Source organism: Streptomyces sp. NPDC005576, from assembly GCF_042871745.1.
Classification (GTDB): domain Bacteria; phylum Actinomycetota; class Actinomycetes; order Streptomycetales; family Streptomycetaceae; genus Streptomyces.
In genome coordinates this window covers 1-12,844 of the sequence record NZ_JBIAJC010000038.1, presented here as the reverse complement: position 1 = coordinate 12,844, position 12,844 = coordinate 1, and the positions used below count along the sequence as shown (strand labels likewise).

The following is a 12,844-nucleotide window of genomic DNA, read 5'->3' as shown; positions in this document are numbered from 1 at the left end:
CGCCACCTGACATGCACTACTGCCTCGACCCGTGGTGCGAGAACCCTGATCCGGATCTCATCCCCGACGCGGCCTGCGGCTGCCACATCCTCACCCCAGCCGAGATCGAAGAACGCAAGCGGAAGTACCTTGCTCAGCGGACCCGCCACGATGCTGACGGCCAGGAACCCACGTTCAAGGTTCAGTGAGAACGCTCAGCCCTTCGCTGCGGCAGTTCAACAGCTGATGGGGGCGGCCCCGTGCGGGACCGCCCCCATCGGTGCGCACCGGTTCACCGGGCGCGCGGTGGACTCATCCGGGCGTACAGCAGGGTGCTGCGGGTGAGTTCGCTGCCCTGCTTGTGGTCATCGTTGAGCAGGGCGGTCAGGCCCTCGGGCGCCTTCCAGTGTTCGCGCAGGTTTGGGGTGGCACCAGGTCGTCCAGGAGCAGGTTGATGATCGTCGCGGCCTCGCTGGGCCGGTCGCCGTATCCGTCACCTCACCAGAGGTGCTCGACCCGGTCGAGCAGGAGAAAGACGTGAAGTTCACCTCGCTGCTGGCCAACCTGCTGATCTTCCACAACACCCTGGACATCGCCGACGGGGTACGGCAGCTGCAAGCCGAGGGCTGCGAGATCGACGCCCATGGGCCTGGCCGAGATGTCGCCGTACCTGACCGAGCACGTCAACCGTTTCGGCCTGTACTCCACCCACGAGCTGAGGATTGCCCCGGAGGACTACGACACCCCTCTCGACGTTGACTTCAGCACGCTGGAGGACGAGCGGGTCCCGGCCGCTTGAACCGTCTGCCGGCCACCGCCACCCGGCCCCCGCGGAGCGGGCCCCGCTGTCCCGTCGCCGCCAGGCGCCGCCCGGGCGCCCGCCTCATCGGCGGCTGCTGCCGCATCGACCCGGCCCGGATCGCGGACCTCGCGGCGGAGTGCACTGGTCCGGATGTATGACGGCGCCTCAACTTCGGTCATTCGTAGATGACTTTTGGTCAAAGAGGTCTCCCGCGCGGCTCCCGGGAGCTGACAGGGGCGCCCGGAAGGTCAGGATGCTCCGACAGCCACAGGGGGGCGTTATGAGCACTGCTGAGAGCGCACCGGCAACCGAACCTCGGGGCGGGGAGGATCCGGACGCCGGAGCGGAACTGGCGCGGCGGGTCTTCACCGGCCAGGAGCGCTGGGGCTGGGAGTTCGTCCAGCCGTCCGCGCCCCCCGCACACCGGGACGCCCAGCATCCGCCCGTCTACTCCGAACCCTCCGGCGACGAGGTCCGCGCCATGGAGGAGCGCGCCATGACCGCCCGGAAGAACAGGGGCACGGGCTGTCTCCTCCTGCTCGCGGGCATCGTCGCCTACGCGGCCGGCGGCCCGTCCGCCGTCGTGATCGTCGTCGTCCTCGTCATCGTCCTCATGTCCGCGACCTCCCCGGCCGCCAGGTTGAGGGCCGCCCGCCGGCGCCTGGAAGCCGCCCGCACCAGCGCCCACCGGGACTACGAGAAGCGCCAGCGCGCCTGGCAGAGCCGGATCGACGCCCACCACGCGGAGCACCTGCGGCACAACGACACGCTGGACACCTGGTTCCCGCTCTCCCTCGCCTCCGGTCCCAGCCGGATCGACGTGTTCGGCGGCACGGGCAACGGCTGGGCCAGCCTGCTCGCCACGGTCGGCGGGCCGCTCCTCGGCGGTGGCGCCCCGCTCGTCGTCCTGGACCTCACCCAGCAGGCCGTCGCCCTCGAACTCGCCGGCCTCGCCGCGCGCCGCGACATCGCCGTCGCCCACGTACCCATGCCCGGGGCCCTGCTCGACGCCGACCTGAGCGCGGAGTTCACTCCCGAGGAGCTGGCCGAGACCATGGCCGAGGCACTGGGCACCATACGGCCGCCCGGCGCGGACGTGGACCTCCACACCATCGACGTGGACCTCGTCCAGACCGTCGCGGAACTGCTCGAAGGACCCGTCACCTTCGCCCGGCTCGCCGCCGGGCTGCGCGTCCTGCTCCGCGTCTACGATCCCACCCCCGGCGCGCCCGGGCTGCTCGGCCCCACGGAGGTCGAGTCGATCACCCGGGCCGTCGACCTCCTGGGCCAGGGCGAGCGCGTCCAGAACGAACTGCGCTACGTCCGGGCGCAGACGGAGCTGCTCACTCCGAGGGGGCAGGAGGCCGCCGTCCCCGGCGGCGGCCGCGCCGCGGACTGGTGGCGGCCCGGCGGACTGACGATCGTCACGACCGAGGACTCCGTGCGCCGCCGCAAGGACCTCACCGACCGTTTCGTCTTCTTCCGGCTGGTCCACGCGCTGCGCACCCGCGCCGTGGCGCACGGCTCGGGGACCCTCGTCGTCGCCGGAGCCGACCACCTCGGCCGTGACGCCCTGGAATCGATGGCGCGCGAGGCCCGCACGGCCGGTGTCCGGCTCGTGTTCCTGCTCGAACACCTGCGGGAGGGCACGCTCCAGGTCGCTGGCGGATCGGACAGCGCGACGGTGTTCATGCGCATGGGCAACGGCGAGGAGGCCAAGGCGGCCGCGCAGTTCATCGGGCAGGAGCACAAGTTCCTCGTCAACCAGCTGACCCGGCAGGTCGGGGAGACCCTCACCGAGGGCCGCGGCAGCAGCTACGGCGGCCAGCGGGGCGTCTCGGACACGGACGGCTCCAACCGGGGCGGCGGTACCTCCGGCAGCAGCTGGGGGAGCTCCAGTTCCTTCTCGACCTCCCTCTCGCGCAGTTGGCAGGACTCGACCAACACCTCCACCGCCCGGTCCACGACGACCGGCGAGAACCTCAGCCGCGTCTACGAGTTCGCGATCGAACCCACCCAGCTCCAGGCCCTCCCGGCGACCGGCCTGGTCCTCGTCGAAACCGGTCCGGCGGGCCGCCGCGTCGTGTTCGGGGACTGCAATCCCGGCATCAACTTCCTGCCCCGCCTCTCCGCCCGCCCCCGCGCGAGCCTGACGTGAGCCCCGTTGCCGGGCCTGGGGGCGCGGCCTGGACGGCCGGACTCGGCGCGTACCGCTTCCACCGCCTGATCACCGTGCCCCGGCGGCCCGAGGACGGCCACACGGTGGACCGTACGGCCGCCCAGCTCACCGCCGCCGTCACGGCGGCCCACGCCGTGCTCTCCGCGCCCTCGGCCGGTGGGGAGCACCGCCCGGCGGGTCTGGCCGCAGCATGGATACGCCCGGGCCGGCACCAGCCGCTGCACTTCCTGGTGGGCGGAGCGCCCAGCTTCCCGCCCGCGGGCGACGAGCCCGCCGCGGACGGTGCGCAGCGCCCCCTGCGCTACCCCCCCGGCTCCACCGCCCGCGACGTCCCGGCGGGCGAGGCGGTCGCCCTGCTGGAACGGCTGCCGTTCTGGATCCCCTGCCCCGGCTCCCACGACGCCCTGCGCCTGGGCCACGACGAGCGCGCCCTGCCGGGCGAACGCCGCGGCTCCTTCGACGACGCGGTCGCCCACCTCCCGGACGCCTTCGCCTGGCTCGTGCTGGCCGAGCCCGTCCCGTACGAGCGACTGGAACAGGAGCGCGCGGCACTCGCCGTCCAGCTGCCCCGGCTGCGCCAGCGCGAGAACTCCGCCGCCGACCGGGTGGCGGCCGACCGGGCCGAGGCCCGCTACCGCGAGCTAGCCAGGGCCCTGGCCACCGGGGTGTGGAACGTGCGCGTGCTGGTCGGCGCCGAGCGGCCCGAGTCGGCGCTCGCCTCGGCGGCCCTGCTGTGCGGCGCCAGTGACCTCGACGAGCTGCCGTACGTGCTCGTGCCGGCGCGGCGGCCGATGCCCTTCGCCGAGGCGCTGACCACCGTCACGCCGCAACCGGCGGCGGCCCCGGCCGCGGGCGCCGCCGGGCCGCCGGGCAGCGTGCCCTTCGTCGCCCCCGCCGAACTGGTCGCGGCGCTGGCCCGGCCGCCCGCGCGGGAGCTCCCGGGCATCCGTACGGTGGCCCCGAACCGGTTCGACGTCACCTCCGACGACACGGGACACGACCCCGACGCCTTCCTGATCGGCGACATCCTCGACGAGGCCCTCATGCCCGCCGACCAGCTCCACGTCTCCCGCTCCACCCTCAACCGGCACGCCTTCGTCTGCGGGGCGACCGGCTCGGGCAAGTCCCAGACGGTACGGAGCCTGCTCACCGCCCTGTCCACGCACGACCGGCCGATCCCCTGGCTGGCGGTCGAACCGGCGAAGGCCGAGTACGCGCGCATCGCCGGCCGCCTCGCCGCGGCGGGGGGACCCGAGCACGCCCGGCGCGTCACCGTGATCCGGCCCGGTGACGTGGACGTGGCCCCCGCCTCGCTCAACCCGCTGGAGCCGGAGCCGGGCTTTCCGCTGCAGAGCCACGTGGACCTCGTACGCGCCCTGTTCCTCGCGGCGTTCGAGGGGCACGAGCCCTTCCCGCAGGTGCTGTCACGTGCCTTGTCCCAGTGCTACACGGCCGCCGGATGGGACCTCGTCACCGGCGAACCGCGCCCGGCCCACAAGCCGAAGTACGTACTGGAGGAGCCGGACGAGCCGCGGACGGCCCGCTACCCGATTCTGGGCGAACTCCAGGCAACCGCCCGGCAGGTCGTCGAGATGATCGGATACGGCAAAGAGGTCACCGCGGACGTGCAAGGCTTCGTCGACGTCCGGATGGGCTCGCTGCGGGAGGGCGCGCCGGGCCGTTTCTTCGAGGGCGGCCATCCCCTGGACATCGCCGGGCTGCTCGCCGGGAACGTGGTCCTCGAACTGGAGACGATCACCAACGACCAGGACAAGGCCTTCCTCATCGGCGCGGTGCTCATCCGCCTGGTCGAACACCTGCGTGTGCACCACGGCGCCGGCGGGGTCCCGCTGCGCCACGTCCTGGTGGTGGAGGAGGCGCACCGGCTCCTGAAGAACGTGGACGACGGGCCGGCGGCCGCCGCCGTCGAGCTCTTCGCCTCCCTGCTGGCGGAGATCCGGGCGTACGGCGAGGGTGTTGTGATCGTCGAGCAAATCCCCAGCAAGATCTTGCCCGACGTCATCAAGAACAGCGCGCTGAAGATCATGCACCGGCTGCCCGCGGAGGACGACCGGCGCGCGGTCGGCGCGACGATGAACCTCCAGCCCGAGCAGAGCGAGAACGTCGTCGCCCTGCCGCCCGGACGGGCCGCCGTCGCCGCCGACGGCATGGACCGGCCCGTCCTGACGGCGATCCCGCACGGGGAGCACACCGAGAGCGCAATGGACGCGTCGACAGAGCCGCCGCTGCTGAGCAGCCGCAGCCCGCTGTGCGGGACCTCCTGCCGCCGCGAGTCGTGCACCCTGCGCACCATGAACGACTCCCACCACCGTTCCCTGGAGCCCTTGCCCTTGATCTGGGCGGACGCCGCTGCCTCGGCCCAGGCGATGGGCAAGAGCGCGCCCGCCCCGGCCGCCCCGGTCGTTGCCGCGCTCACCGCCTTTCCGCAACGCGACCTGGAGTGCACCCTCGTCTACGCCGTCGAACGGGCCGTCGCCGCCCGCGAATCCCTTATGCGCGACGAGGTCGACCCGGCGGACTTCGCTGAACGCCTGTACGCCGTGCTCTCCGCCGCCCTGCTCGGCACACCGCCCCCGACCGGCGACCCGCGGCGCTACGCCTACGCCAACTACCGCTTCCGGGACGTCCTGTCCGTCGTCCACCAGGCACGGCGGAACATGCCGGACGGCCCCCACACCTACCCCGACCACGAGGCCCAATGGGCGTCCCGCGGCCTGCGCCTGACCGGGACGTCGGCGGCGGACCACCGCCTCCAGATCCGCGCCCTCCCAGGCTACGCGCCGTACAAGGCGCACGCCCGGATCGGCGATGTCACCCGCAGCGGCCTGCGCGGCGCAATCACGGCGGAGACGGGGGGAACGACGGAGGAACATGTGCGGCGGGCCTTCCGGGCGGCCTGCGCGGAGGGGCCGCAACTGGCAGCGCTACTACGGGAGACGGCAGTACGAGTGGCGCAGGAATGCGCCCGGACGGGGGTGGGCTGGTCATGAGCGAACTCGGCGGCGTGTCCGACGTACCGCTTCCGCCGCCACCTCCGCCGCCGGAGGTCGGCGACGGCTACGAGGAGGGGGACGAGCCGGAGGGGCCGGACGGGCCGCTCCCGGCCGAGACCGACCAGTGGGAGGAGGGCGACGCCCTCGACGATGAACCGGAAGCGGGGCAGTACGCGGACGAGGAGGTCGACGCCCTCGAGCGGACCGCCCCGGTCGATCAGGCGGAAACCGACGGCGAGCCTCCCCCACCGGACCGCCCGGACCCGGGACTCGATCCGGAGCCGGAGCCTGACCCGGAAACCGAGCCCGAGGCCACGCCGGAGGCGGAGCCCGAACCGGAAGCCGAACCCGAGTCCGAGCCTGAACCCGAAGCCGAACCCGGGTCCGAACCTGAGCCCGAAGCCGAAGCCGAACCTGAACCTGAGCCCGACGCCGACGCCGACCCCGAACCCGAGCCTGAGCCCGACGCCGAACCCGAGCCCGAACCCGAGCCCAAACCCGACCCCGACGCCGACCCCGAAACCGAGCCTGAGCCCGACGCCGACCCCGAACCCGAGCCTGAGCCCGACGCCGACCCCGAACCCGAGCCCGAGCCTGAGCCCGACGCCGACCCCGACCCCGAGCCCGAACCCGAGCCCAAACCCGACCCCGACGCCGACCCCGAAACCGAGCCTGAGCCCGACGCCGACGCCGACCCCGAACCCGAGCCTGAGCCCGACGCCGACCCCGAACCCGAGCCCGACCCCGAACCCGAGCCCGACGCCGACGCCGACCCCGAACCCGAGCCCGACGCCGACGCCGACCCCGAACCCGAGCCCGACGCCGACCCCGAACCCGAGCCCGACCCCGAACCCGAACCCGAGCCCGACCCCGAACCCGAGCCCGACGCCGACCCCGAACCCGAGGACGGGGCCGAGGACGGGGCCGACACCCGGCGTACGGAACCCGAGCCTGAGGACGAAGCCGGCGAACCGCGTACGGAAGGCGGCGCCGACGCCGTGGTCGGTGCGGCCCAGGCGCTGGTGGAGGTCGGCGTGGCCGTGGCCGGGGCCGCGGCGGCCCTTGTCGATCAAGCGGCGAACGCCCTGGACACGGCCGCGGAACGCGAGCCTCTTCATGCCTTCGGCAACAAGGAGGCGCCGAAACCGGTCCGCCTGGACAGGGACCTCCATGTGGAGTCCGCTGACGAGGTCGTCGGCCCCTTCGCGCCGCAGTCCCCCATGGACGATACTTCCGGCAAGTCGACATTTGTCTACCCTGAACTGGCGCCTGTCAGCGGTCAGTTCCACGTGCTGGCACCGGACGCGGAACTGCCGCCCGGTCTGGGGATCCACGCCGACGGAGAGGACGTCGGAGGTATGAAGGAGTGGGGGCACCGGACGATCTACCCCACCGTGGCCATGACCGCGGGAGAGTTCAGCGACCTGGTTGCGGGCCTGGACTGGGTATGGGTGGGAAACAAGAAGAAGTGAGGGAAGGCATGTCCCAGACGAACGCGCGTGCGGACGACGACGTCTTTGCGGGGGCGCTCGCAGCCGCCGACCGGCTGAACCACGCACTCGGCCCGCTGCGGATCGACAGGGAGGGGGCGCAAGAGCAGCTCAGGTCGGCCCTGCGCCGGCCCGAGCAGGTGGTACGGGCCGTCCTCCTTCTGGAGACGCTCGGTACGACGCCGACGAAAGCCCTCGTCGACGACCTGCTCGAACTCGCCCTGCAAGTGCGCCACACCATGCTCATCCGCAACCTGCTGGGAAGGCTGCCCTGGCGGGAGGCGAAGGAGATCGTCCCTCCGGCTGTCCGGCGCCTGCTCGATGACGCGGACGACAGCGACGACTACCGGCGCATGGCCGAACTCCTCTACCACCTCGGCCTCGACGAGGCCCTCCAGGAGTTGTGCGCCCGCGCCGAGGACAGCATCGACCCGGACGTGCGCGAGGTCGCGGCGGACTTCGGGCGGTAGGTGGAGGGGCGGGCCCGATCCGCAACCTTCGGGGTTCACTGTCAGTGAGCTGGGCTAGATTCGGGGGTGGTTGAGGGACCGTCACGGGAGGGAGTCGGGCACGCGGGGGCCGGAGGAGTTGCATCGTGTGCCGTGGGACGAGCTGGCGTACGCCGACGGCACCGTCGAGGATGTGCCGCGGCACATCCTGGCGCTCTATCTCCCCGGTCGAGAGGCGTCCGCCGAGGCGCTTGACGAGCTGTACGGGCACGTTTACGGCATGGGCGCGATATCGGAGTCGTCGGCCCACACCGTGCCGTTCCTCGCGCACGCCGCGGACCGCTACGCGCGGGTCCACCGGCGCGGGATGCCCGCCAGGTTCACGACCCGGGCGGGCCACGACATCTGCTTCGACGCGCTGGCCCAGGTCGTCGAACGGGCGGAACGGGATCCGGCCGTCGCGTCGGTGCTGGTCGTCGTCCGCGACTTCGCCCCATTGGTGCGGGACGTGCGCGGCCCCGGCGGCGGCCCGTACACGCGTTGGAGGCGCTGGCGGCCGAGCGGCGGCGCCCGTGCACCGCGAGCTGCTGGCCGCTCTGCCGCAGCACCGTGCCGAGCTGCACGACATCGCCGCGCTCGCTCGGGTGATGCTGTCCTTCGAGGACGTCGTCCTCACCATCCGCGCCGCGCTCGCCCACCTGGGCAGGCCCCTGCCGGCCTTCGACATCGCCCTGCGCCGCTACTGGGAGGCCCAGCACCCCGGCGAGAGCCTGGAGGAGTACCTGCACCGCGGCGGCCTCACGGGCCGGTTCGGCAAAGCGATGGGCCAGCAGGTGCAGTCCGCACTCGCCGACATCGCCCAGACACTGCTGCTGCCCGGAACCGTCGGCACAGCCGTCGGCCAAGTCGTCTCCTCCCTCACGACCGCGTTGCGCGAGCGGCGCCAGACGGTACGCGCGCTCGCCGGCTGCGCACGCCTCGCGGACCTGCTGGACGCCGACCCGGACCTCGAGACGCTGTCCCTCTACCCCCACCTGCTGGCCTACGAGCTCGCCCGGCTGCCGGCCGACAAGGCGGTGTCGCCGGTCATCCTCCTCGACACCTTCGAGGACGTCGGCAACCGGACGCACCGCGACCTGGAGCGCCTCATCCAGCGAGTGGTGTGGCTGATGCCCAACTGCTTCTTCGTCGTCACCGGCCGCTCCCGCCTCCAGTGGGCCGACGCGGCCCTGCAAGGACAGCTCGACTACACCGGACCGAGTGCCTGGCCGGGCCTGGCCCTGCCGGCTGCCATCCCGGCCGCCCGGACACCTCACGGACCCGGCCAGCAGATCCTCATCGGTGACTTCTCCCCCGAGGACTGCGACGACCACCTCACCCGCCGCCTGACCCGCGACGGACAACCGCTCATCAGCCCCGAGATCCGCCACACCATCACCGAACGCTCCCACGGGCTTCCGCTCTACCTCGATCTGTCGGTGATGCGGTTCCTCGAAATCCGCCGCACCGGCCGACCCCCGCACCCCGCCGACTTCGACCACGACTTCCCCGCCCTGGTCGCCCGCACCCTCTCCGACCTCACCCCCGACGAGCGGCACGTCCTGCGCTCCGTCGCCCTGCTCGACGCCTTCGACCTGAACCTGGCCACCGCGGTCGCAGCACTCCCCCCACCAGGCACCGGCCCTGCGCCTGATCGAACGGCCCTTCGTCCGCGAGAACACCTTCGGCCTGTGGCCCTACCACCTGCACGGACTGATCCGCTCCACCGTCCGCAGCGCCGACGACCAGACCGACGACCGATGGTCCGACGCGGACTGGCGCGCCGCCGCGGAACGCGCCCTGCACGCCCTGGGCGACCAATGGCACGCCGGCACCGACGGCGACCGGCTCCTGCTCCTCGGCTGCCTGCGCCAAGGCCTCTCCCTCGCCCAGGACCACGCCCTCGATCTCGGCTGGCTCACCGACGCGGCCTTCGCCTACATCAGCGACTCCGTGTGGGAACCAGTCGCCCCACCCACTGGCAGCGGCCCAGGCCTCTCCACCCCTGCCGACGCGCTCGCCGAGCTCCTCGCCACCCTCGTCCGGCGCCAGCGAGAGCACCGCTCCCACACCGTCGCCCGGCTCACCACCGTCATCGACACCGGCCTGCTCCCCGGCGACCTGCACGACATGGCCCTCTACTACCGGGCGAAATCCCTCCGCGACACCGGCCACGCCCGCGAATCCCGAGCCGACTACCAGCACGTCGCCGCCGGCACCAGCCGCCTCGTCCCCGGCGCCCGCCGGGGACTGGCTCACGCCGCCCGCCTGACCGGCGACTTCCCCACCGCCCACACCCTCGCCCAGACACTCGGCTGGGAAGGCCGCCACCACCGCGTACTGGGCGACCTGTACTGGCTCCAAGGCCAGCCCCGGCGCGCCGCCGAGTCCTACCTCGCCGGGCGGACCGAAGCCGAACAGCACGCCAAAGCAGGCGAAGCCGCCCACAACCAGGCCCTGTACGCCTTCACCGTCGCGTTCTACGACACCGACCAGGCCACCACGGAAATCGACCTCGCCCACCAGCTCCTCACCGGCCTCAACCTGCGCGCCACCACCATCAACGCCCGCCGCGCCGCCCTCATCCGCGACGCCGGCACCCACAACGTCGACACCGACATCACCACCCTGCGCAACGAAATCGAGAACGCCGGACTCACCTCGCTCAAGCCCGCCATCGAGCTGGCGGCCGCGTTCCACCAGGCCGTCCTGGACGACCACACCGCGCTGGCCGCCACCCTCGACCGGCTACGCGAGACCACCTCGCAGGAGCACACCTACTTCGTCGACATCGCCCACTTCATGGCCGGCCTCCCCCTCACCACACCCACCACCGCACAGTGGCTCGACGGACCCGAAACCACCCGCCACCGCTGGCGCACCCTCGTCACCGACCGCCGCCACCGCCTGACCGGCTCCCGCTGAACGCACGACGGCCCCGCCGGTTACGGCGGGGCCGCGCGCTCGTACGTACAACAGGGATCAGGACGTCAGGTCCAGGACACGAACCGGCTCACCGGCCCACCGCTCCGGTGCCGTCGTCGCGACGATCGCCCCGTCGGGGCGGTCCGGCGTCGGCTGCGCCGCGTACTGACTGTGCGCGGCCGCCCAGCTCTCCTGCCTGGCCACGGCGAGCGCGGCCGCGAGGTCCAGGTCCAGGACCGTGATCCCGGGCAGCGAGGCGAGGTGCTCGGCAGTGCCGGGCCGGGCCCTGTCGGCCTCGACGAGCGCACACGCCGGAACGTAGAGGAACCAGCCCGGCTCGGCGTGCGCCCGATGGATCAGCCTGGACGCGAGCACATTGCCCTGCCCGGCCGCCGCCATCGCCGTGTCGTCCAGGACGATGTGCATGGCGTCACTCACCGGCCGGACACCTGCGCCAGCCGCCGGTCGAGCTCGAGGTCCAGGTCGTCCTGCTCGGACGGGCTCGGGGCGTACCCGCTCCACTCCTTCAACGCCGCCCGCGCCTGCTCCGCCCGCTCGGCACGCTCCGCCGGCGTCAGCAGCGTCTCCGCCAGCCGCGCCAGGTACGCACGCAGCGACAGACCCTCCGCCGCCGCGATCGCGGCCAGCCGATCCTTCGCTTCCTCGGGGATACGGACGTTGGCATCAGACATCATCGTGCTCCTTCCCATCCCCTAAGGGTACGGGTACGTACCCGTACCCTTACTTCTAGTCCTTCACCATTTGCAAGATGCGCCGGGATCTCAGTCGATCAGGGAGCGGGCGAAGGTCACCGCACCGCTGAAGGCAGTCCCGGCTGCCAAACCGGCAAGCGGCCAGGAGTGCCCCGCGAGTGCCGTCAGCGCACCGGCAGCGAGGGCCGCCTGTACCCCCGCCATCAGGATGACCGCAGTACGGAGCGTCATCAGCGGTTCTTGGGTCCGTTCAGGCCGTGTGGTCATCCCAGACCCCCGCGGTTCTCTTCCCGCTGAAGCCACTCGTCGCCAAGGCGTCGCACCTTGCGTCGGCTGTGATCCGCCCGGGACGCGTCCTGACCGACCAGAGCAGGTACCTCGGTCCACGGTATGGGTGCGTTCCCCGCCCATACCCGAACCACGTCTTTCTCCAGCTCGTTGAGCCGTCGCGTCACGAACCGCGCCGAAGCGGTATCGAAGTGCTCCCCCCACGGCACATTGCGGGACACGACCAAGTCCTCCTGCCCGGGCACGGAGTCCGGCTGCTCCCAGACGTCAGGGATATAACCGATCTTCCCGCCAGAGATCTGATGCTCGTACTCCCGGTCGCACCCCTGCCGCGCATACTCGGCGAGCACCTTGCGGACTGAACGGTCGTCATCGAGGTCGGCTTCCCGTTCCCAGCGACGCTCGCACATTGCGACGGCGAGAGCCTGGCAGTGGTCCTCAAGGACGGGCCACAACCGCAGGCAGCGCAACAGGAAGTGCCGTATCGGCTCGGGGTCGCCCTGGCAGTACGCCTCGTATGCGTACCGAGCCTCCGTCAGAACGGATGGTTTCAGACCCCTGGCTCAGTCGATGATGAACCGGGTACCGGCGACAATGTCAGCCAGGCGCTTGACGAAGTCCGTCATCGGTGCGCGCCAGGCGAAGAGGTCGTCGAACATCCTCAGCCTCGGCACGAAAGCCGGCGCGCCCATCCCAGAGACGCCGGACAGTACCGAGCCGAACGCGACGAGGCTCTCGCCGAGACGGGGATACAGGTCCATTGGCGGGGTGATGAGGCGACTGACCGAGGCCATGGTGCGGGCGAACTCCGACATGCCGATGACCGCGTTCGCAGCACTCGAGGAGCTAGTAGGTCGTCGCAGCTTAGTTCCGGTGTGTCGGAGTTGGGGGAGGTCGGTGTCCGGCGGATTTCTTATCCCTCCGCCGGACAGGATGGCTGTCGTGCCTTCACAGAAGAAGCGTCCG

General features: G+C 71.9%; 15 protein-coding genes. 8 read left to right on the top strand and 7 right to left on the bottom strand.

All coding sequences use genetic code 11. The features are described 5' to 3' along the window. Positions 1-188: hypothetical protein (locus tag ACFYPN_RS33370; protein ID WP_389303631.1), on the top strand; the 188-nt coding region annotated here is incomplete at its 5' end. Between the two features lie 289 nt (positions 189-477). Here the strand turns inward: ACFYPN_RS33370 and ACFYPN_RS33365 are convergent. After that, positions 478-624 carry a hypothetical protein gene (locus ACFYPN_RS33365; protein ID WP_358766291.1) on the bottom strand — a complete coding sequence of 49 codons (147 nt, stop codon included), beginning with the start codon at positions 622-624 and terminating at the stop codon, positions 478-480. Here ACFYPN_RS33365 and ACFYPN_RS33360 point away from each other — a divergent pair. The 6 genes from ACFYPN_RS33360 (at position 623) to ACFYPN_RS33335 (ending at position 7,934) form a co-directional block, all read left to right on the top strand. Next, positions 623-778 carry a hypothetical protein gene (locus tag ACFYPN_RS33360; protein WP_358766293.1) on the top strand — a complete coding sequence of 52 codons (156 nt, stop codon included), beginning with the start codon at positions 623-625 and terminating at the stop codon, positions 776-778. The genes ACFYPN_RS33365 and ACFYPN_RS33360 overlap by 2 nt on opposite strands. Next, on the top strand, positions 775-939 hold the full coding sequence (locus tag ACFYPN_RS33355) for a homocysteine S-methyltransferase family protein (protein ID WP_389303628.1): 165 nt from the start codon (positions 775-777) through the stop codon (positions 937-939). The genes ACFYPN_RS33360 and ACFYPN_RS33355 overlap by 4 nt, the downstream gene beginning before the upstream one ends. 122 nt (positions 940-1,061) lie before the next feature. After that, on the top strand, positions 1,062-2,939 hold the full coding sequence (locus ACFYPN_RS33350) for a hypothetical protein (protein WP_358766296.1): 1,878 nt from the start codon (positions 1,062-1,064) through the stop codon (positions 2,937-2,939). After that, on the top strand, positions 2,936-5,971 hold the full coding sequence (locus tag ACFYPN_RS33345; protein WP_389303625.1) for an ATP-binding protein: 3,036 nt from the start codon (positions 2,936-2,938) through the stop codon (positions 5,969-5,971). The genes ACFYPN_RS33350 and ACFYPN_RS33345 overlap by 4 nt, the downstream gene beginning before the upstream one ends. Beyond that, on the top strand, positions 5,968-7,446 hold the full coding sequence (locus ACFYPN_RS33340) for a hypothetical protein (RefSeq protein WP_389303622.1): 1,479 nt from the start codon (positions 5,968-5,970) through the stop codon (positions 7,444-7,446). Before ACFYPN_RS33345 ends, ACFYPN_RS33340 begins: the two co-directional genes overlap by 4 nt. A gap of 8 nt (positions 7,447-7,454) precedes the next feature. Then, positions 7,455-7,934, top strand: coding sequence for a hypothetical protein (locus ACFYPN_RS33335; RefSeq protein WP_358766205.1), 480 nt, complete (start codon positions 7,455-7,457; stop codon positions 7,932-7,934). 359 nt (positions 7,935-8,293) lie between these two features. Here the strand turns inward: ACFYPN_RS33335 and ACFYPN_RS33330 are convergent, their stop codons facing one another. Beyond that, positions 8,294-9,634, bottom strand: a complete 1,341-nt coding sequence (locus ACFYPN_RS33330) for a hypothetical protein (protein WP_389303618.1) — start codon at positions 9,632-9,634, stop codon at positions 8,294-8,296. 271 nt (positions 9,635-9,905) lie between these two features. Here ACFYPN_RS33330 and ACFYPN_RS33325 point away from each other — a divergent pair, with 271 nt between their 5' ends. Next, positions 9,906-10,877, top strand: coding sequence for a hypothetical protein (locus ACFYPN_RS33325; protein WP_358766209.1), 972 nt, complete (start codon positions 9,906-9,908; stop codon positions 10,875-10,877). 57 nt (positions 10,878-10,934) lie between these two features. Here the strand turns inward: ACFYPN_RS33325 and ACFYPN_RS33320 are convergent, their stop codons facing one another. The 5 genes from ACFYPN_RS33320 to ACFYPN_RS33300 all read right to left on the bottom strand — a co-directional run. Further along, positions 10,935-11,303, bottom strand: a complete 369-nt coding sequence (locus tag ACFYPN_RS33320; RefSeq protein ID WP_358766218.1) for a hypothetical protein — start codon at positions 11,301-11,303, stop codon at positions 10,935-10,937. An 8-nt stretch (positions 11,304-11,311) separates the two neighbouring features. Next, positions 11,312-11,569, bottom strand: coding sequence for a hypothetical protein (locus ACFYPN_RS33315; RefSeq protein WP_358766211.1), 258 nt, complete (start codon positions 11,567-11,569; stop codon positions 11,312-11,314). Between the two features lie 90 nt (positions 11,570-11,659). Next, positions 11,660-11,821, bottom strand: a complete 162-nt coding sequence (locus tag ACFYPN_RS33310) for a hypothetical protein (RefSeq protein ID WP_358766212.1) — start codon at positions 11,819-11,821, stop codon at positions 11,660-11,662. 32 nt (positions 11,822-11,853) lie between these two features. Beyond that, entirely contained in the window at positions 11,854-12,228 is a 375-nt protein-coding gene (locus tag ACFYPN_RS33305; protein WP_358766214.1) for a hypothetical protein, read from the bottom strand. A gap of 213 nt (positions 12,229-12,441) precedes the next feature. Next, positions 12,442-12,844: hypothetical protein (locus ACFYPN_RS33300; RefSeq protein WP_389303615.1), on the bottom strand; the 403-nt coding region annotated here is incomplete at its 5' end.